At 60.6% G+C, this 14,794-nt stretch carries 15 protein-coding genes; 5 read left to right on the forward strand and 10 right to left on the reverse strand.

Features of this window, described 5'->3' with window-relative positions; genetic code table 11:
• Positions 1-15: 15 nt before the first annotated feature.
• From IC37_RS10995 to IC37_RS11010, 4 genes are all read right to left on the reverse strand, one after another.
• Positions 16-1,230 (reverse strand): SAM-dependent methyltransferase, encoded by a 1,215-nt coding sequence (locus IC37_RS10995; protein ID WP_030132700.1) that lies wholly within the window; start codon positions 1,228-1,230, stop codon positions 16-18.
• Positions 1,231-1,500: 270 nt separating this feature from the next.
• Positions 1,501-2,118: a TPM domain-containing protein gene (locus IC37_RS11000; RefSeq protein ID WP_030132701.1), complete on the reverse strand. Its 618-nt coding sequence runs from the start codon at positions 2,116-2,118 to the stop codon at positions 1,501-1,503.
• A gap of 45 nt (positions 2,119-2,163) precedes the next feature.
• Positions 2,164-2,913: a YgcG family protein gene (locus IC37_RS11005; protein WP_030132702.1), complete on the reverse strand. Its 750-nt coding sequence runs from the start codon at positions 2,911-2,913 to the stop codon at positions 2,164-2,166.
• A gap of 43 nt (positions 2,914-2,956) precedes the next feature.
• Positions 2,957-3,568 carry a LemA family protein gene (locus IC37_RS11010; RefSeq protein ID WP_030132703.1) on the reverse strand — a complete coding sequence of 204 codons (612 nt, stop codon included), beginning with the start codon at positions 3,566-3,568 and terminating at the stop codon, positions 2,957-2,959.
• Between the two features lie 237 nt (positions 3,569-3,805).
• On the opposite strand from IC37_RS11010, the gene bglX reads away from it, so the two are divergent.
• Positions 3,806-6,097, forward strand: coding sequence for a beta-glucosidase BglX (gene bglX, locus IC37_RS11015; RefSeq protein WP_030132704.1), 2,292 nt, complete (start codon positions 3,806-3,808; stop codon positions 6,095-6,097).
• 142 nt (positions 6,098-6,239) lie between these two features.
• Here the strand turns inward: bglX and IC37_RS11020 are convergent, their stop codons facing one another.
• The 5 genes from IC37_RS11020 to IC37_RS11040 all read right to left on the reverse strand — a co-directional run bounded on the left by IC37_RS11020 (position 6,240) and on the right by IC37_RS11040 (position 10,822).
• A complete protein-coding gene (locus IC37_RS11020; protein ID WP_030132705.1) occupies positions 6,240-7,397 on the reverse strand; it encodes a phosphatidylserine/phosphatidylglycerophosphate/cardiolipin synthase family protein in 1,158 nt (385 codons plus the stop codon).
• A gap of 1 nt (position 7,398) precedes the next feature.
• Positions 7,399-7,989, reverse strand: a complete 591-nt coding sequence (locus IC37_RS11025) for a YceI family protein (protein ID WP_030132706.1) — start codon at positions 7,987-7,989, stop codon at positions 7,399-7,401.
• Between the two features lie 341 nt (positions 7,990-8,330).
• Entirely contained in the window at positions 8,331-8,660 is a 330-nt protein-coding gene (locus tag IC37_RS11030; RefSeq protein ID WP_030132707.1) for a hypothetical protein, read from the reverse strand.
• A complete protein-coding gene (locus IC37_RS11035) occupies positions 8,657-9,751 on the reverse strand; it encodes a serine hydrolase (protein WP_030132708.1) in 1,095 nt (364 codons plus the stop codon). Before IC37_RS11035 ends, IC37_RS11030 begins: the two co-directional genes overlap by 4 nt.
• Positions 9,752-9,934: 183 nt before the next feature.
• Positions 9,935-10,822: an acyl-CoA dehydrogenase gene (locus tag IC37_RS11040; protein ID WP_030132709.1), complete on the reverse strand. Its 888-nt coding sequence runs from the start codon at positions 10,820-10,822 to the stop codon at positions 9,935-9,937.
• Between the two features lie 154 nt (positions 10,823-10,976).
• Between IC37_RS11040 and olsB the strand changes: the two genes are divergently transcribed.
• On the forward strand, positions 10,977-11,732 hold the full coding sequence (olsB, locus tag IC37_RS11045) for an L-ornithine N(alpha)-acyltransferase (RefSeq protein WP_030132710.1): 756 nt from the start codon (positions 10,977-10,979) through the stop codon (positions 11,730-11,732).
• Complete coding sequence (locus IC37_RS11050) at positions 11,732-12,523, forward strand: 1-acyl-sn-glycerol-3-phosphate acyltransferase (RefSeq protein ID WP_030132711.1); 792 nt, start codon at positions 11,732-11,734, stop codon at positions 12,521-12,523. The genes olsB and IC37_RS11050 overlap by 1 nt, the downstream gene beginning before the upstream one ends.
• Positions 12,524-12,563: 40 nt before the next feature.
• Here IC37_RS11050 and IC37_RS11055 read toward each other — a convergent pair whose 3' ends face one another.
• Positions 12,564-13,139: an ACP phosphodiesterase gene (locus tag IC37_RS11055; protein WP_030132712.1), complete on the reverse strand. Its 576-nt coding sequence runs from the start codon at positions 13,137-13,139 to the stop codon at positions 12,564-12,566.
• Positions 13,140-13,294: 155 nt separating this feature from the next.
• On the opposite strand from IC37_RS11055, the gene IC37_RS11060 reads away from it, so the two are divergent.
• Positions 13,295-13,615 (forward strand): helix-turn-helix transcriptional regulator, encoded by a 321-nt coding sequence (locus IC37_RS11060; protein WP_030132713.1) that lies wholly within the window; start codon positions 13,295-13,297, stop codon positions 13,613-13,615.
• A gap of 2 nt (positions 13,616-13,617) precedes the next feature.
• Positions 13,618-14,784, forward strand: a complete 1,167-nt coding sequence (locus IC37_RS11065) for an MFS transporter (RefSeq protein ID WP_030132714.1) — start codon at positions 13,618-13,620, stop codon at positions 14,782-14,784.
• Positions 14,785-14,794 lie beyond the last annotated feature (10 nt).

Below are 14,794 nucleotides of genomic sequence, written 5' to 3' on the forward strand. Positions count from 1 at the left end.
CCCGCTCCCACAGGATCAGAGGTAACCGTCAGCCCGCAACAGGGTTTCCAGGCAATGTTCGCTGATGTGGTAGAAATCCTTCAGTTCCTGAATCTTCACCAACAGCTGAGCCGGGTCCACCGGCTCGGCGCGTTTGACCGCCAGGATCATCTTGTTCTTGTTGGTGTGGTCCAGCGAGATGAACTCAAAGACCTTGGTCTCGTAACCACAGGCTTCCAGAAACAACGCACGCAAACTGTCAGTGACCATTTCCGCCTGCTGGCCCAGGTGCAGGCCGTATTGCAACATCGGCTTGAGCAGCGCCGGGCTCTGGATCTGCAGGCGGATCTGCTTGTGGCAGCACGGCGAGCACATGATGATCGAAGCGCCGGAACGGATACCGGTGTGAATCGCATAGTCGGTGGCGATGTCGCAGGCATGCAACGCGATCATCACGTCCAGCTCGCTCGGCGCGACGCTGCGCACATCACCGCATTTGAATACCAGCCCCGGATGCTCCAGCTTGGCCGCCGCGCTGTTGCACAGGTTGACCATGTCTTCGCGCAGCTCGACGCCGGTCACCTCGCCTTCGGCCTTCAACGTGTTGCGCAGGTAGTCGTGGATCGCGAACGTCAGGTAGCCCTTGCCCGAGCCGAAATCCGCCACCCGCACCGGTTTGTCCAGCGCCAGCGGCGATGTGGTCAGCGCATGGCTGAAGACTTCGATGAACTTGTTGATCTGTTTCCACTTGCGCGACATCGCCGGGATCAGTTCATGCTGCGCATTGGTCACGCCAAGGTCTTTGAGAAACGGCCGGCTCAGGTCGAGGAAACGGTTCTTCTCGCGGTTGTGCTCGGCGGACGGCACTTCGCGCAATTGCTGAGGTTTGCTCTTGAACAGCGAAGACTTGCCCTTTTTGCTGTATTCGAGCTGGGCTTCGTCGGTCAATGACAGCAAATGCGCATTTTTGAACGATGCGGGCAACAGCGCAGCAATGGTCGCCACGCCTTCCGCAAGCGGCAGGTTCTTGGTGATGTCGCGGGTCTTGTAGCGATAGACGAAGGACAGGCATGGCTGATCCTTGACCGTCAGTTGCTTGATGATCAGCCGCTGCAAATCCGCTTCGCCACCGACGTACTTGGCCAGCACCAGTTTGATGAAGGCGTTCTGATCGAGGCTGGTTTGCAGCAGGTCGATGAACTGGGCGTGATGATCCGGCGCGAGGCTGGCGGGAGTGGCGGTGACAGACATGGGAAAAAACGGCCTCGGGCGGTGCGGATCGGGGAATGACGGGTATTTTAGGGGGGATGGAGTTCAGGAACACTGTTATTTGCCAAACGGCAAATATTCTGTGGCGAGGGAGCTTGCTCCCGCTCGGCTGCGCAGCAGTCGCAAAGTAGACAACGAGGTTTATCTGATGGAGTGCGTTTACCGATTTTGGGGCCGCTTCGCGGCCCAGCGGGAGCAAGCTCCCTCGCCACAAAAGCACCTCAAACAAAGCACCTCAGGTTGAAAATGGCGTCAGCTCAACACCACCAACCGATTCGGCAATTCATTCCTCACATGGGTCACTGGCACATGCACTTTGAGCAACTCTCCGCATGACTCGATGCACGTCACGAACCCCTGCAACGTCTGCCCCTGTTTCACCTGCTGCGTAAACGCCACCACAATCGCGTCCCAGTTCTTGTTGTCCAGCCGTTTGGAAATCCCTTCATCCACCAGAATCTCCACGTAGCGCTCGGCCTCGGAGACAAAAATAAGCATGCCGGTGCTACCCACGGTGTGGTGCAGGTTTTGCTCCAGGAACTGCCGGCGCGCCAGGTTTGACGCGCGCCAGTGACGAACCGTGCGCGGGATCAGGCGCGTGGTGACTTTCGGAATCCGGAACACCAGGCATAACACGATGAAACTGAGCCATTGCACCAGCAACAGACTGTGCATGGTCAGCCAGCCCGTGAGGTAATGCACGATCCCCGGCACCACCAGCGCCAGCAGACTGGCCCAGAGCAACGGGATATACGCGTAATCGTCGGCGCGGGCCGCCAGCACCGTTACCAGTTCGGCGTCGGTATCGCGCTCGACCCGGGCAATCGCCTCGGCGACTTTGCGTTGTTCGTGTTCAGTCAGTAATGCCATGTTTATGAATGCCTGCTCGCTATTGTTGTTTTACCTGCAGTGTTATCACCAGCCGCCCGACGAACCGCCGCCCCCAAAACTGCCCCCGCCGCCGCTGAAGCCCCCGCCGCCACCGCCGCCAAAACCTCCACCACCGAAACCGCCTCCCGAGCCGCCACGGCCTCCTCCGTTTGGCAGAATACCGAACATCTGGCCGATGAATATCGTCAGGATAAACAGCAACACCAGGAACACGAATAACCCCGGATGTCGCCCAACGAAATCACTGTCCTGATCACCGCCCGATTCATACACCGTCGACGGCTCGTCCAGCGGATTGCCGCCCAGCACCACCAGCATCGCCGCGACGCCATCGCTGATGCCTTTGCTGAAGTTGCCTGCCTTGAACGCGGGCGTGATCACCTGATGGATGATCACCGAACTCTGCGCGTCGGTCAGGCGATCTTCCAGGCCGTAACCGACTTCGATCCGCAGTTTGCGCTCGTCACGCGCGACGATCAGTAACGCGCCGTTGTTCTTGTCCTTCTGGCCGATACCCCAGTAGCGTCCCAGCTGATAACCGAAATCCGCGATGTCGGTGCCTTGCAAGTCCGGCAATGTGACCACCACCAACTGCTCGCCGGTGGTTTTTTCATGGGCGTTGAGCTGTTGCGTCAGTTGCTCGCGCACCGCAGGCTCGATCATCCGGGCGTTGTCCACCACCCGCCCGGTCAATTCCGGGAACTTCAACTCGGCCTGGGCCGTCAGGGCAAACACCCAGAACATCAGCACCAGGCCCACTTTCAACACGCGCATTGGCAACCTCATCCTTGGTAACGCTTCACGCCCGTTCCGGCGCTTACTGGAACTTCACTTCAGGCGCTTTCTCGGCACCGGGGCTGGTGGCCTCGAAAGTTTCGCGGATCGGCAAATCGCTGTACATCACGGTGTGCCACAAGCGACCGGGAAAGGTGCGAAGCTCGGTATTGTATTTCTGCACCGCCAGGATGAAATCGCGACGCGCCACGGCGATGCGGTTCTCGGTGCCTTCAAGTTGCGATTGCAGCGCCAGGAAGTTCTGGTTGGCCTTGAGGTCCGGATAACGCTCGGACACCACCATCAACCGACTCAGCGCGCCGGTCAGCTGATTCTGCGCCTGCTCGTACTGTTTGAGTTTTTCCGGATTGTCCAGCGTGCTGGCATCCACCTGAATCGACGTCGCCTTGGCGCGGGCTTCGATCACCGCGGTCAGGGTTTCTTGCTCATGTCGGGCATAACCCTTGACGGTTTCCACCAGATTGGGAATCAGGTCAGCGCGACGCTGGTACTGGTTCTGCACCTGGCCCCAGGCGCCCTTGGCCTGTTCGTCGAGGGTCGGAATAGTGTTGATGCCGCAGCCGGCCAGCAGTGTTGTCAGCAACATCAAGGCTGCAACCTGCAGGCTCGACCGATAGTGATGTCGTACATTCATCTGGTTGATGCTCCCTTGCACATTCCGTTGATGAAACAACCTGCGAACTCTGAACCCGGCTCTTGGGGCATAATCTACGCCGCTACTGGATTGCATCGAGCCAATGGGCTAAAAGATGGCCCGGCACTGACACTCTGCAGAAGTGTGCTGCATTTACCTGAACAACAATAGTCGCTCCCTAAATTTTGGCTGACCGGCGCGCATTCACTGCCGTTTAGGCTTTTGAGAAAACCATTCATGAAGAAGCTGTGTTTGCTGGGCCTGTTCGTCAGCCTGGCCAGTCATACCGTATTGGCCGCCACGACGCCCGCACCTATAGAGAACAAGGACGCCTTCATCAGCCACCTGATGAAGCAGATGACCCTCGATGAAAAGATCGGCCAGTTGCGCCTGATCAGCATCGGCCCGGAAATGCCTCGGGAGATGATCCGCAAGGAAATCGCCGCCGGCAATATCGGCGGCACCTTCAACTCGATCACCCGCGCCGAAAACCGTCCGATGCAGGACGCGGCCATGCGCAGCCGGTTGAAGATCCCGATGTTCTTCGCCTATGACGTGATCCACGGCCACCGCACCATTTTCCCGATTCCCCTGGCCCTGGCCTCGAGCTGGGACATGGACGCCATCGGGCGCTCCGGGCGTATCGCCGCCAAGGAAGCGGCGGCTGACAGCCTCGACATCACCTTCGCGCCGATGGTCGACATCTCCCGCGACCCACGTTGGGGCCGCACGTCCGAAGGCTTCGGCGAAGACACCTACCTGGTTTCGCGGATCGCTGGCGTAATGGTCAGGGCCTTCCAGGGCAGCGGGGCGAACGCGGCCGACAGCATCATGGCCAGCGTCAAGCATTTTGCCTTGTACGGCGCGGTCGAGGGCGGTCGCGACTACAACGTCGTCGACATGAGCCCGGTGAAGATGTACCAGGATTACCTGCCGCCCTACCGCGCAGCCATTGACGCCGGTGCCGGCGGGGTGATGGTTGCGCTGAACTCGATCAACGGCGTGCCGGCCACCGCCAACACTTGGCTGATGAACGACCTGCTGCGCAAGGAATGGGGCTTCAAGGGCCTGGCAGTCAGCGACCACGGGGCGATTTTCGAGCTGATCAAGCACGGCGTCGCCGCTGACGGTCGCGAAGCCGCGAAGCTGGCGATCAAGGCCGGCATCGACATGAGCATGAACGACACCCTCTATGGCAAGGAATTGCCAGGGCTGTTGAAGGCCGGTGATATCGAACAGAAAGACATCGACAACGCCGTGCGCGAGGTGCTCGCCGCCAAGTACGACATGGGCCTGTTCAAGGACCCGTACCTGCGCATCGGCAAGGCCGAGGATGACCCGGCCGACACCTACGCCGAAAGCCGCCTGCACCGCGCCGAGGCCCGTGATGTCGCGCGTCGCAGCCTGGTGTTGCTGAAGAACCAGGGCGAAACCCTGCCGCTGAAGAAAACCGCGAAAATCGCGCTGGTCGGTCCACTGGCCAAGGCGCCGATCGACATGATGGGCAGTTGGGCCGCTGCTGGCCGTCCCGAGCAATCGGTGACTTTGTTCGACGGCATGACCCATGCGCTTGGCGCGCAGTCGACGCTGATCTACGCCCGTGGCGCGAACATCACCAGCGACAAGAAAATCCTCGATTACCTGAACTTCCTCAACTTCGACGCGCCGGAAGTGGTGGATGATCCGCGTCCGGCTAACGTGTTGATCGATGAAGCGGTGAAAGCCGCGCAACAGGCCGATGTGGTGGTGGCCGCAGTGGGCGAATCCCGTGGCATGTCCCACGAATCGTCGAGCCGCACCGACCTCAACATCCCAGCCAGCCAGCGCGAGTTGATCAGGGCTTTGAAAGCTACCGGCAAACCGCTGGTGCTGGTGTTGATGAATGGCCGTCCGCTGTCGATTCTCGAAGAGAACGAGCAGGCTGACGCGATTCTGGAAACCTGGTTCAGCGGCACCGAAGGCGGCAACGCCATCGCTGACGTGCTGTTCGGCGACTACAACCCGTCGGGCAAACTGCCGATCAGCGTCCCGCGCTCGGTGGGTCAGATTCCGACCTACTACAACCACCTGAGCATTGGCCGGCCGTTCACTCCGGGCAAACCGGGCAACTACACCTCGCAGTATTTCGAAGACACCACCGGGCCACTGTTCCCGTTCGGCTTCGGCCTGAGCTACACCCAATTCAGCCTGACCGACATGGCCTTGTCTTCGACCACACTGAACAAGACCGGCAAGCTCGACGCTAGCGTCGTGGTGAAGAACACCGGCAAGCGTGACGGCGAAACCGTGGTGCAGCTGTACATCCAGGACGTGACCGGTTCGATGATCCGCCCGGTCAAGGAACTGAAGAACTTCCAGAAAGTACTGGTCAAGGCCGGCGAACAGAAAGTCGTGCACTTCACCATCACCGAGGATGACCTGAAGTTCTACAACGCCCAGCTCAAGTACGCCGCGGAACCGGGCAAGTTCAACGTGCAGATCGGCCTGGACTCCCAGGACGTGACGCAGCAGAGTTTTGAGTTGTTGTAATCCCTGAGACACCGCAAAACAAATGTGGGAGCGGGCTTGCTCGCGAAAGCGGTCTGACAATCAACATCTCTGTTGAATGTTAAGCCGCCTTCGCGAGCAAGCCCGCTCCCACATTAGGTTTAGGGTGTTTGGAGGAATGTATTCAGCCCCGCCGATCCAGCAGATTCACCACCAGCCGATCCACCCATCCCCACACCCTTTGCTTGACCCGCCGCCACAACGGCCGGCGCTTCCATGCTTCGAGGCTGACTTCCTGGCTCAGGGCAAAGTCATTCTCGAAACTCGCCGTCACCGCCCGGGTCAGTCCGGGGTCCAGGGCTTCGAGGTTGGCTTCCAGATTGAAGCGCAGATTCCAGTGATCGAAGTTGCACGAGCCGATGCTCACCCAGTCATCGATCAACACCATTTTCAGGTGCAGGAAACACGGCTGGTATTCGAAGATCTTCACCCCGGCCCTGAGCAGTCGCGGGTAGTAGCGATGCCCGGCGTAGCGCACCGACGGGTGATCGGTGCGCGGCCCGGTCAGCAGCAGACGCACATCGACGCCACGAGCCGCCGCCCGGCGCAGTGAGCGACGGACTTTCCAGGTTGGCAGGAAATACGGCGTGGCCAGCCAGATTCGGCGCTGGCCGCTGTTTAGCGCGCGAGTCAGCGATTGCAGAATATCGCGGTGCTGACGGGCGTCGGCATAGGCGACCCGACCCATGCCCTCGCCCATGGTCGGCACTCGCGGCAAGCGCGGCAAACCGAAGTGCGCAGTGGGTTTCCAGGCACGCCGATGGCGGTTGGCGATCCATTGGCGGTCGAACAGCAACTGCCAGTCGAGTACCAGCGGGCCGTTGATTTCCACCATCACTTCGTGCCATTCGCTGGTGTCTTCGCCTGGTGTCCAGAACTCATCGGTGACCCCGGTGCCGCCGACCACCGCCAAGCATTGATCCACCAGCAGCAGCTTGCGGTGATCGCGATAAAAGTTGCCCACCCAACGGCGCCAGCTCAGGCGATTGTAGAAACGCAACTCGACACCGGCGGCGATCAGGCGCTGCCGCAAGGTCAGGGTGAACGCCAGGCTGCCGTAGTCATCGAACAGGCAACGCACCCGCACGCCGCGCTCGGCTGCCTGGACCAGCGCCTGAACCATGGCCTCGGCGCAAGCTCCCGCCTCCACCAGGTACAGTTCCAGTTCAACTTGTTCTTCGGCGCGGGCAATCGCCACCAGCATGCGCGGAAAAAACTGCGGGCCATCGATCAGCAGTTCAAAGCGGTTGCCGTCGCGCCACGGGAAAATTGCGCCGCGCATCTCAGCGCGCCGTGAAAATCAGCACCGCACCCACCGGCACCGACAGACTGATGGCCGACAAACCGGCAACCTTGCGCAAGCTTTCCAGGCCCGGGGCCAGGCCGAAATCTTCAGCGCTGATCACCAAAGGTTCGAGGGTCACCACTTGGAAGCGTCGGTCATCGAGACGGGTCGCCAGCAGTTCGGCGTTGTATTGGTGTTGTTTGCCATGCAGGTTGACGGTCAGCGGTAAGCGCAACTCCAGTTGCGCACCGGGCGCCAGGTCGTTGATCGGCCGCAGATCGATTTGCGTGGTGATCAGCGCTTCAGGGAACGTCTGGATCTCGAACAGTTCCTTGCGCATGCGTTCGTCACGCAACGGAATGCCACTGTTGACCGACTCCAGCTCGACTTCTACCTCGGCCAGGCCCTTGGGATCGACCTTGCCGTGCAGCACCAGAAAGCGTTGCACTTCGGAAATGTTGGCGTTTTTAGTGCTGATGAACGACAGCCGCGAGGACTCCCCGTCCAGATACCAATTGGCCTGGGCCGACACGGTGACACCGGCCAGCAGCAGGAAAACGAGGGTTTTGCAGACATAGCGGTTGAACATAGAGACTCATGGGCAGATAAACCTGAGCGAACCTTAACTGGCCTGAGACAGGTTGCAAACTTTCTGTTACTCCAACCCACCCTTCTGTGGCAAGGGAGCTTGCTCCCGCTGGAGTGCGAAGCGCTCCCAAAATCAGACAATGAGTTCTTCCAGTCAGACCTCGGCCGCTGGCATTACGACTGCTTCGCAGCCGAGCGGGAGCAAGCTCTTATAGAACAAAATTTATCTCATTGATTTTAAAGATAAATTTATTTGCCGATTTATCGGCATGTTCTCTGCGCGACAGCGCAGCCTCATCGCAGGCTGGGCGGACTCCCTCGCCACAAAAAAACTGACCACTGTCAGGGTTGCAGGCGACAGCCTTGGCGTTTACCAACCCAAACAGCGCTATTGCTGCGCCCCATACCACCAACCGTCACGCGCTTGTTCGCGGCGTCATCGACGAACCCGCTGGTGGGCAAATACTGCTTCACATAGCTCTGGCAATACTCGGCCGGATTGTTCATCACATAACGGCACGAGCAGTATTCCTTGGCGGTGTAGGCGCTGATGATGTCCGGGAAGGCCCACAGCGCCACACGCTCCTGCCAGACCCAGCCAAGCAAGGCGATCAGCAGCAACAGCGTCAGCGTGCTGAACGGCCGACGACGAATAAAACTGCGGCGGTTCATGGCTGCACCTTCATGGCAAATGCCTTGAGCGCAAGGTTGAGCAATTCGTTGTGCCTATAACTTCCATCGCGATCATCGCCGTAGCGCACGATCACCAGCTTTTCACTGGGAATCACGTACATCGCCTGGCCCCAATGGCCCAACGCGGCGAAGGTGTCGGCAGGGGCGTCGGGCCAGGGTTGGGTCGCGCCATCCACCGTGCGATTGAGCCACCAGTGACCGCCGGGCACTGCTTCATCCTGGTTGGCTTGATAGCGGGCGAAAGGCTCACGGCTGAAGTCGACCCAATCCTTGGGTAGCAGTTGCCGCTCCCGCCAACGACCGTCGCGCGCCATCAACAGACCGACCCGAGCCAGATCCCGGGCGGTGAGGTAGGCATAGGACGATGCGACAAACGTCCCCGTGGCGTCTGTTTCCCACACCGCACTGCGAATCCCCAAGGGTTCGAAAAGCGCAGTCCATGGAGAATCCGGATAACGGGCCGGGCCGACGATGGTTTTCAGCGCGGCGGACAGCAGATTGCTGTCGCCGCTGGAGTAGCGGAATGCCTGACCGGGTTTGGCGTACTCGTCGTGGTCGGCAGTGAACGCGGCCATGTCGCGGTGACCACGGGTGTAGAGCATGGCCACCACCGAGGACTTCAATGGGGCGTATTCGTAGTCTTCCTGCCAGTCCAGCCCCGAGGCCCAGTGCAGCAGGTCGGCCATGGTCATGGCGGGGTGTTTTTCCAGCGCAGGATAGAACTGCACCGCCGGGTCCTGCAGCTTGAACAGCCCTTCGCCATAGGCCACCCCGAGCACCGCGGCCATCAGGCTTTTGCTGATCGACCAGGTCAGGTGCGGCGTTTCAGCACTGGTCGGGCCGGCGTAGCGTTCGTAGACGAGTTGGCCGTCGCGGATCACCAGCAAGGCATCGGTGCGAATGCCTTGGTGAGTGGCATCGTCGCGGGGTGGGAAAGCGTAATTCTCAAGGGCCTGAAGTACCGGCCCGCTGACTTTCGGGCCGGGCGACCATTGCTCGGCCGGCCAGTTTTCGGCGTGGGCCGTGAGGCTGAGCAGTAGCATGACAATCAGGGACAAGCCTTTGAACATGGGGGGCGCTCGGAGGGGTGAACCTGCAGAGCCTAGTCGAGCTTGATGACAGTTCCGGGATTTGTGTTACCAATGAGGCCGCCTTCGCGAGCAAGCCCGCTCCCACAGGGGATTGTGGTGAGCACAAAATGTGTGAACACCGCAGATCAACTGTGGGAGCGGGCTTGCTCGCGAAGAGGCCCGTCAACCCAGCGAAGATCCCGCCAACGCCTTGGCCAACCGCTTGCCCCGCGCCCCTGCCGCCAAATCCATCACGGCCTGATCGCGCTGCCACATCGCCGCCCATTCTGGCGGGCCATCGGTCAGGGCCTGATTCACTTCAGCCTTGAGCCCATCGAACTGCGCAAACAACCCGCCCAGCAATACATGCCCGGCCGGATTGTTCGGCGCCTGGCGGCTGACTTCCGCGCACCCGGCCAGCAGCGCCAGCAAGCGCAGTTGCAAGGTTTGCGGCCAGTCGCTGTCTTGGCCAACGCCAAACAGCCACGCGGTCATGGCGCTCAGCACATAGGTGTCTTCCAGGGTGCGGAACGGTTTGACGTATGCGTCCCAACCATCCCCCGCCAGTAATTCGCACAGCGCGTTATCGAGAAACAATCGGCCGTGACCTATGTCCGGCATCAATGGCATCGGCGCGAGCTTTTCCAGACGCACACCCGGTTCGCCGGGGTAAACCACCGCAAGGTTCAAGCGCGGCACTTCGCCGGGCTCTTCACTGCGAGCGGCGACCAGCAGCCAGTCGGCGGCATCGCCAGCGGTGACGAAATCCTTGCGCCCGCTCAGGCGCAGATCGCGCAGCCGGGTTTGCATGTCCGCCACTCGCAAGCTGCGCTGTTCGGTCGCGCACAACGCGCCGAGGCTCAGCGGCGCGCTCGGCCAGAGCATGCGCAACGCCGCCTGATAACCCACCAGAAACGCCAGCCCCGGTGTCGCCATCAGCCGTCCACCGGCCACCGCCAGTTCGAACGGCGTCACCGTGCCCAACTGTAGCAACAAGGTTGCAAAGCCTTCGCCCAGATCAGGATTGGCGGGCAGACGATCGCGGCGTTTCAACAGGGTTTGCCAGGGCATAAGAGGCTCCTCAAAGGCTGTCATATAAGCATCACCAAAGCTTCATGGCGATGACACCGGGGCTACATAGCCTGACTTTGCACAACACGGCTGCATAAAGAAAGTCGATCGGCTGCAACCCAAGACGGGTGGCCAGCCCGTACGGAGACTCACAATGACTCAGATCGCCCGCATCAGCGACACCGGCAATGAACGCCGCCTGCAAGCCGAACGCCTGGTGGGCGCCGAGGCGTTGCAGGAAGCCCAGGCCTTGCGCTTCACCGTGTTCAGCGGCGAATTCAACGCCAGGCTGAAAGGCGCGGAGTTGGGTCTGGACATGGATGACTATGATGTTCACTGCGCCCACATCGGCGTGCGTGACTTGAACACCGGACGCCTGGTGGCGACCACCCGGTTGCTCGATCACACGGCCGCCAGCAGCCTGGGCAAGTTCTACAGCGAAGAAGAATTCAGCCTGCATGGCCTGGTCCATCTGAAAGGGCCGATCCTGGAAATCGGTCGCACCTGCGTCGACCCGGCCTACCGCAATGGCGGCACTATCGCCGTGCTCTGGGGTGAACTGGCCGAAGTGTTGAACCAGGGCGGCTACAGCTATTTGATGGGGTGCGCGAGCATTCCGATGCAGGACGGCGGCATTCAGGCCCACGCGATCATGCAGCGCCTGCGCGAACGCTACCTGTGCACCGAACACCTGCGGGCCGAGCCGAAAAAACCACTGCCGAGCCTCGACATTCCATCGAACGTCATCGCCGAAATGCCGCCGTTGCTCAAGGCCTACATGCGCCTGGGCGCAAAAATCTGCGGCGAGCCGTGCTGGGACGAGGACTTCCAGGTGGCCGACGTGTTCATCCTGCTCAAGCGCGACGAACTCTGCCCGCGCTACGCCAAGCACTTCAAGGCGGCTGTGTAATGAGCCGCTTGCGGGTGTACGCGCGAATTGCGCGAGTGCTTTTGGTGGTGACGTTGGGCTTGAGCATGGCCAGTGTGTTCGGATTATTCGAGCGATTGGGGATTGCCCATTCGATGGTCCGTCGCCAGCGCTGGTCGCGGTTTTTCATGGCGCGGCTGAGCAATGCCCTGCCCTTTCGCGTAACCGTGCATGGTGAGTTGCCGAAGGCGCCGATGCTCTGGGTCAGTAATCACGTGTCCTGGACCGACATTCCATTGCTGGGCATGCTCACGCCGCTGTCATTTCTGTCCAAGGCCGAAGTGCGCACCTGGCCGGTGGCGGGTTGGTTGGCGGCCAAGGCCGGCAGCCTGTTCATTCGCCGTGGTTCAGGCGACAGCCAGTTGATCCGCAAACAGATGACCCGACATCTGGAGCAGGAACATCCGCTGCTGATGTTCCCCGAAGGCACCACCACCGATGGCCGTTCGTTGCGCACGTTTCATGGTCGTTTACTGTCCGCGGCGATCGATTCCGAAGTAGCGCTGCAACCGGTGGCGATTCGTTATCTGCGCGATGGCGAGCTCGATACCCTGGCACCGTTCATTGGCGATGATGATTTGCTGTCGCACCTGATGCGCTTGTTCGCCAATGATCGGGGTGAGGTGGAAATTCATCTGCTCAAACCGATCGAGTGCCAGGACCGGGAACGTGCGGCGCTGGCGTTCGAGGCACAGCAGGCGGTGCAGAAGGCGTTGTTTGGGGCGATTCCGCAGACACAACAGGAGCCGCTACGCCCTGCTATCGCGGCCTGACACAAATCCCCTGTGGGATCGCCGCACCGCCGCTCCCACATTAAATTCGCGGTGTCGCAGCGAATGCCTGCAACTCGGGATAGAACAACCGAAAATCCTCGCTCAACGGTTCATACAACACCCGCAATTCCTGCATCGCCCCGGCCAGCTCCTCCGGCCGGGTCAACCTGCGTGAAATCCCCCGCAGCACCTGCTCCAGCACCGCGAATTCCCGGTAAGAACCCAACCAGTCATTGGCCACCATGTGCGGCGCAATCTTCGCCAGGCGCTCCGGCAACTGCGGCTCGGCGGACAGCACCCGGTACACATCCGAGGTGAATTGCTCCAGTGGCCGGTCGGCGTACAGCGTCCAGTCCCGCGCCAGGCAGTGGTCGAAAAACACGTCGAGCACGATTCCGGCGTAACGCCGGCGCGTGATCGAAAACCGCGACAAGGCGATGTCCACCAGCGGATGGCGATCGGTAAACACGTCAATGCTGCGGTGCAACTGGATGGCTGCTTCGATCTCCGGGTCGAACTGCCCTTGCAGCCGTCCTTTGACGAAATCGCCATACAGACTGCCGAGCATTTGACCGGGGCGCTGGCCACCGAGGTGCAGATGTGCGAGATAGTTCATGCGCGCAGCTTAACACTGCGACATCCATATCGTTATAACCCGATATACCGATTTACGCGGTCATCAGAGCGAATTCATATTGGTATATCGCGAAGTACCGATTTAAAGTTCGCCTCATCGCGATATAGCGTTTTACTCATCACGAGCCCCAAATCATGACCATCGACCTCGACGAAATAATAAAAGCGCTGGCACACCCAGTACGCCGAGACATCCTCATCTGGCTGAAAGACCCCAAGGTCCAGTTCCCGGAACAACTCCACAACCATGAGTACGGCATTTGCGCCGGACAGATCGATCAACGCTGCGGCCTGTCGCAGTCGACCGTGTCCGCCCATTTGGCGACCTTGCAACGGGCGGGACTGATCAGCAGCCAGAAGGCCGGTCAATGGCACTTCTTCAAACGCAACGAGGACGTGATTCAGGCGTTCCTCGACGCCATCGTCAAGGAGCTCAGCGCTCCGACAAGGAACTGACAATGCCCCTCTCGCTACTCATTCTGGCCTTGAGCGCCTTCGCCATCGGCACCACCGAGTTCGTCATCATGGGCCTGTTGCCCGAGGTGGCGGCCGACCTGGGTGTGTCGATCCCCGGCGCCGGCTGGCTGGTGACTGGTTATGCCCTGGGCGTGGCCATCGGTGCACCGTTCATGGCACTGGCCACCGCCAGACTGCCGCGCAAGGCCGCATTGGTAGCGCTGATGGGCATCTTCATCATCGGCAATCTGCTCTGCGCCCTGGCCAGTGACTACAACGTTTTGATGTTTGCCCGTGTGGTCACTGCGCTGTGTCACGGCGCCTTCTTCGGCATCGGTTCGGTGGTGGCAGCAGGTCTGGTGCCGGCCAACAAACGTGCATCGGCCGTAGCCCTGATGTTCACCGGCCTGACCCTGGCCAACGTCCTCGGCGTGCCGCTGGGCACTGCGCTCGGTCAAGAAGCCGGCTGGCGTTCGACCTTCTGGGCGGTGACCGTGATCGGTGTGATTGCACTGATCGGCCTGATCCGCTTCCTGCCGGCCAAGCGCGATGAAGAGAAACTCGACATGCGTGCCGAACTGCGCGCCCTCAAAGGCGCTGGCATCTGGCTGTCGTTGAGCATGACCGCATTATTCGCCGCCTCGGTCTTCACCTTGTTCACCTATGTCGCGCCTCTGTTGGGCGAGGTCACCGGAGTCTCGCCACGCGGCGTGACCTGGACCTTGATGCTCATCGGTCTGGGCCTGACGGTCGGCAATATCATCGGCGGCAAGCTGGCGGACAAAAGCATGGCGGCGACGCTGATCGGCGTGTTCATCACCATGGCCGTGGTCTCCACCGTACTGACCTGGACCAGTGTCGCGGTGATTCCAACCGAAATCACCTTGTTCCTCTGGGCCACCGCGTGCTTCGCCGCCGTACCCGCCCTGCAAGTGAACGTTGTGACCTACGGCAAGGCGGCACCGAACCTGGTATCGACCCTGAACATCGGCGCGTTCAACGTTGGCAACGCGCTCGGTGCCTGGGTCGGCGGCAGCGTCATCGCCCACGGCTTCGGTCTCACCAGCGTGCCGCTCGCGGCAGCCGCACTGGCGGTACTCGCCCTGCTGGTGACCCTGATTACTTTCCGTCAGAGCGGCGATGCCGAGCTGGCCCCCGCTACTAACTGATCGCTAAAAG

Origin of the sequence: Pseudomonas sp. QTF5 (assembly GCF_000512695.2) — a bacterium.
Taxonomy (GTDB): domain Bacteria; phylum Pseudomonadota; class Gammaproteobacteria; order Pseudomonadales; family Pseudomonadaceae; genus Aquipseudomonas.

What these genes read in the sequence shown, in the direction of transcription:
- IC37_RS10995 (WP_030132700.1), bottom strand. Translation starts at nt 1,230, where the DNA reads ATGTCTGTCACCGCCACTCCCGCCAGCCTCGCGCCGGATCATCACGCC.
- IC37_RS11000 (WP_030132701.1), bottom strand. Translation starts at nt 2,118, where the DNA reads ATGGCATTACTGACTGAACACGAACAACGCAAAGTCGCCGAGGCGATT.
- IC37_RS11005 (WP_030132702.1), bottom strand. Translation starts at nt 2,913, where the DNA reads ATGCGCGTGTTGAAAGTGGGCCTGGTGCTGATGTTCTGGGTGTTTGCC.
- IC37_RS11010 (WP_030132703.1), bottom strand. Translation starts at nt 3,568, where the DNA reads ATGAATGTACGACATCACTATCGGTCGAGCCTGCAGGTTGCAGCCTTG.
- bglX (WP_030132704.1), top strand. Translation starts at nt 3,806, where the DNA reads ATGAAGAAGCTGTGTTTGCTGGGCCTGTTCGTCAGCCTGGCCAGTCAT.
- IC37_RS11020 (WP_030132705.1), bottom strand. Translation starts at nt 7,397, where the DNA reads ATGCGCGGCGCAATTTTCCCGTGGCGCGACGGCAACCGCTTTGAACTG.
- IC37_RS11025 (WP_030132706.1), bottom strand. Translation starts at nt 7,989, where the DNA reads ATGTTCAACCGCTATGTCTGCAAAACCCTCGTTTTCCTGCTGCTGGCC.
- IC37_RS11030 (WP_030132707.1), bottom strand. Translation starts at nt 8,660, where the DNA reads ATGAACCGCCGCAGTTTTATTCGTCGTCGGCCGTTCAGCACGCTGACG.
- IC37_RS11035 (WP_030132708.1), bottom strand. Translation starts at nt 9,751, where the DNA reads ATGTTCAAAGGCTTGTCCCTGATTGTCATGCTACTGCTCAGCCTCACG.
- IC37_RS11040 (WP_030132709.1), bottom strand. Translation starts at nt 10,822, where the DNA reads ATGCCCTGGCAAACCCTGTTGAAACGCCGCGATCGTCTGCCCGCCAAT.
- olsB (WP_030132710.1), top strand. Translation starts at nt 10,977, where the DNA reads ATGACTCAGATCGCCCGCATCAGCGACACCGGCAATGAACGCCGCCTG.
- IC37_RS11050 (WP_030132711.1), top strand. Translation starts at nt 11,732, where the DNA reads ATGAGCCGCTTGCGGGTGTACGCGCGAATTGCGCGAGTGCTTTTGGTG.
- IC37_RS11055 (WP_030132712.1), bottom strand. Translation starts at nt 13,139, where the DNA reads ATGAACTATCTCGCACATCTGCACCTCGGTGGCCAGCGCCCCGGTCAA.
- IC37_RS11060 (WP_030132713.1), top strand. Translation starts at nt 13,295, where the DNA reads ATGACCATCGACCTCGACGAAATAATAAAAGCGCTGGCACACCCAGTA.
- IC37_RS11065 (WP_030132714.1), top strand. Translation starts at nt 13,618, where the DNA reads ATGCCCCTCTCGCTACTCATTCTGGCCTTGAGCGCCTTCGCCATCGGC.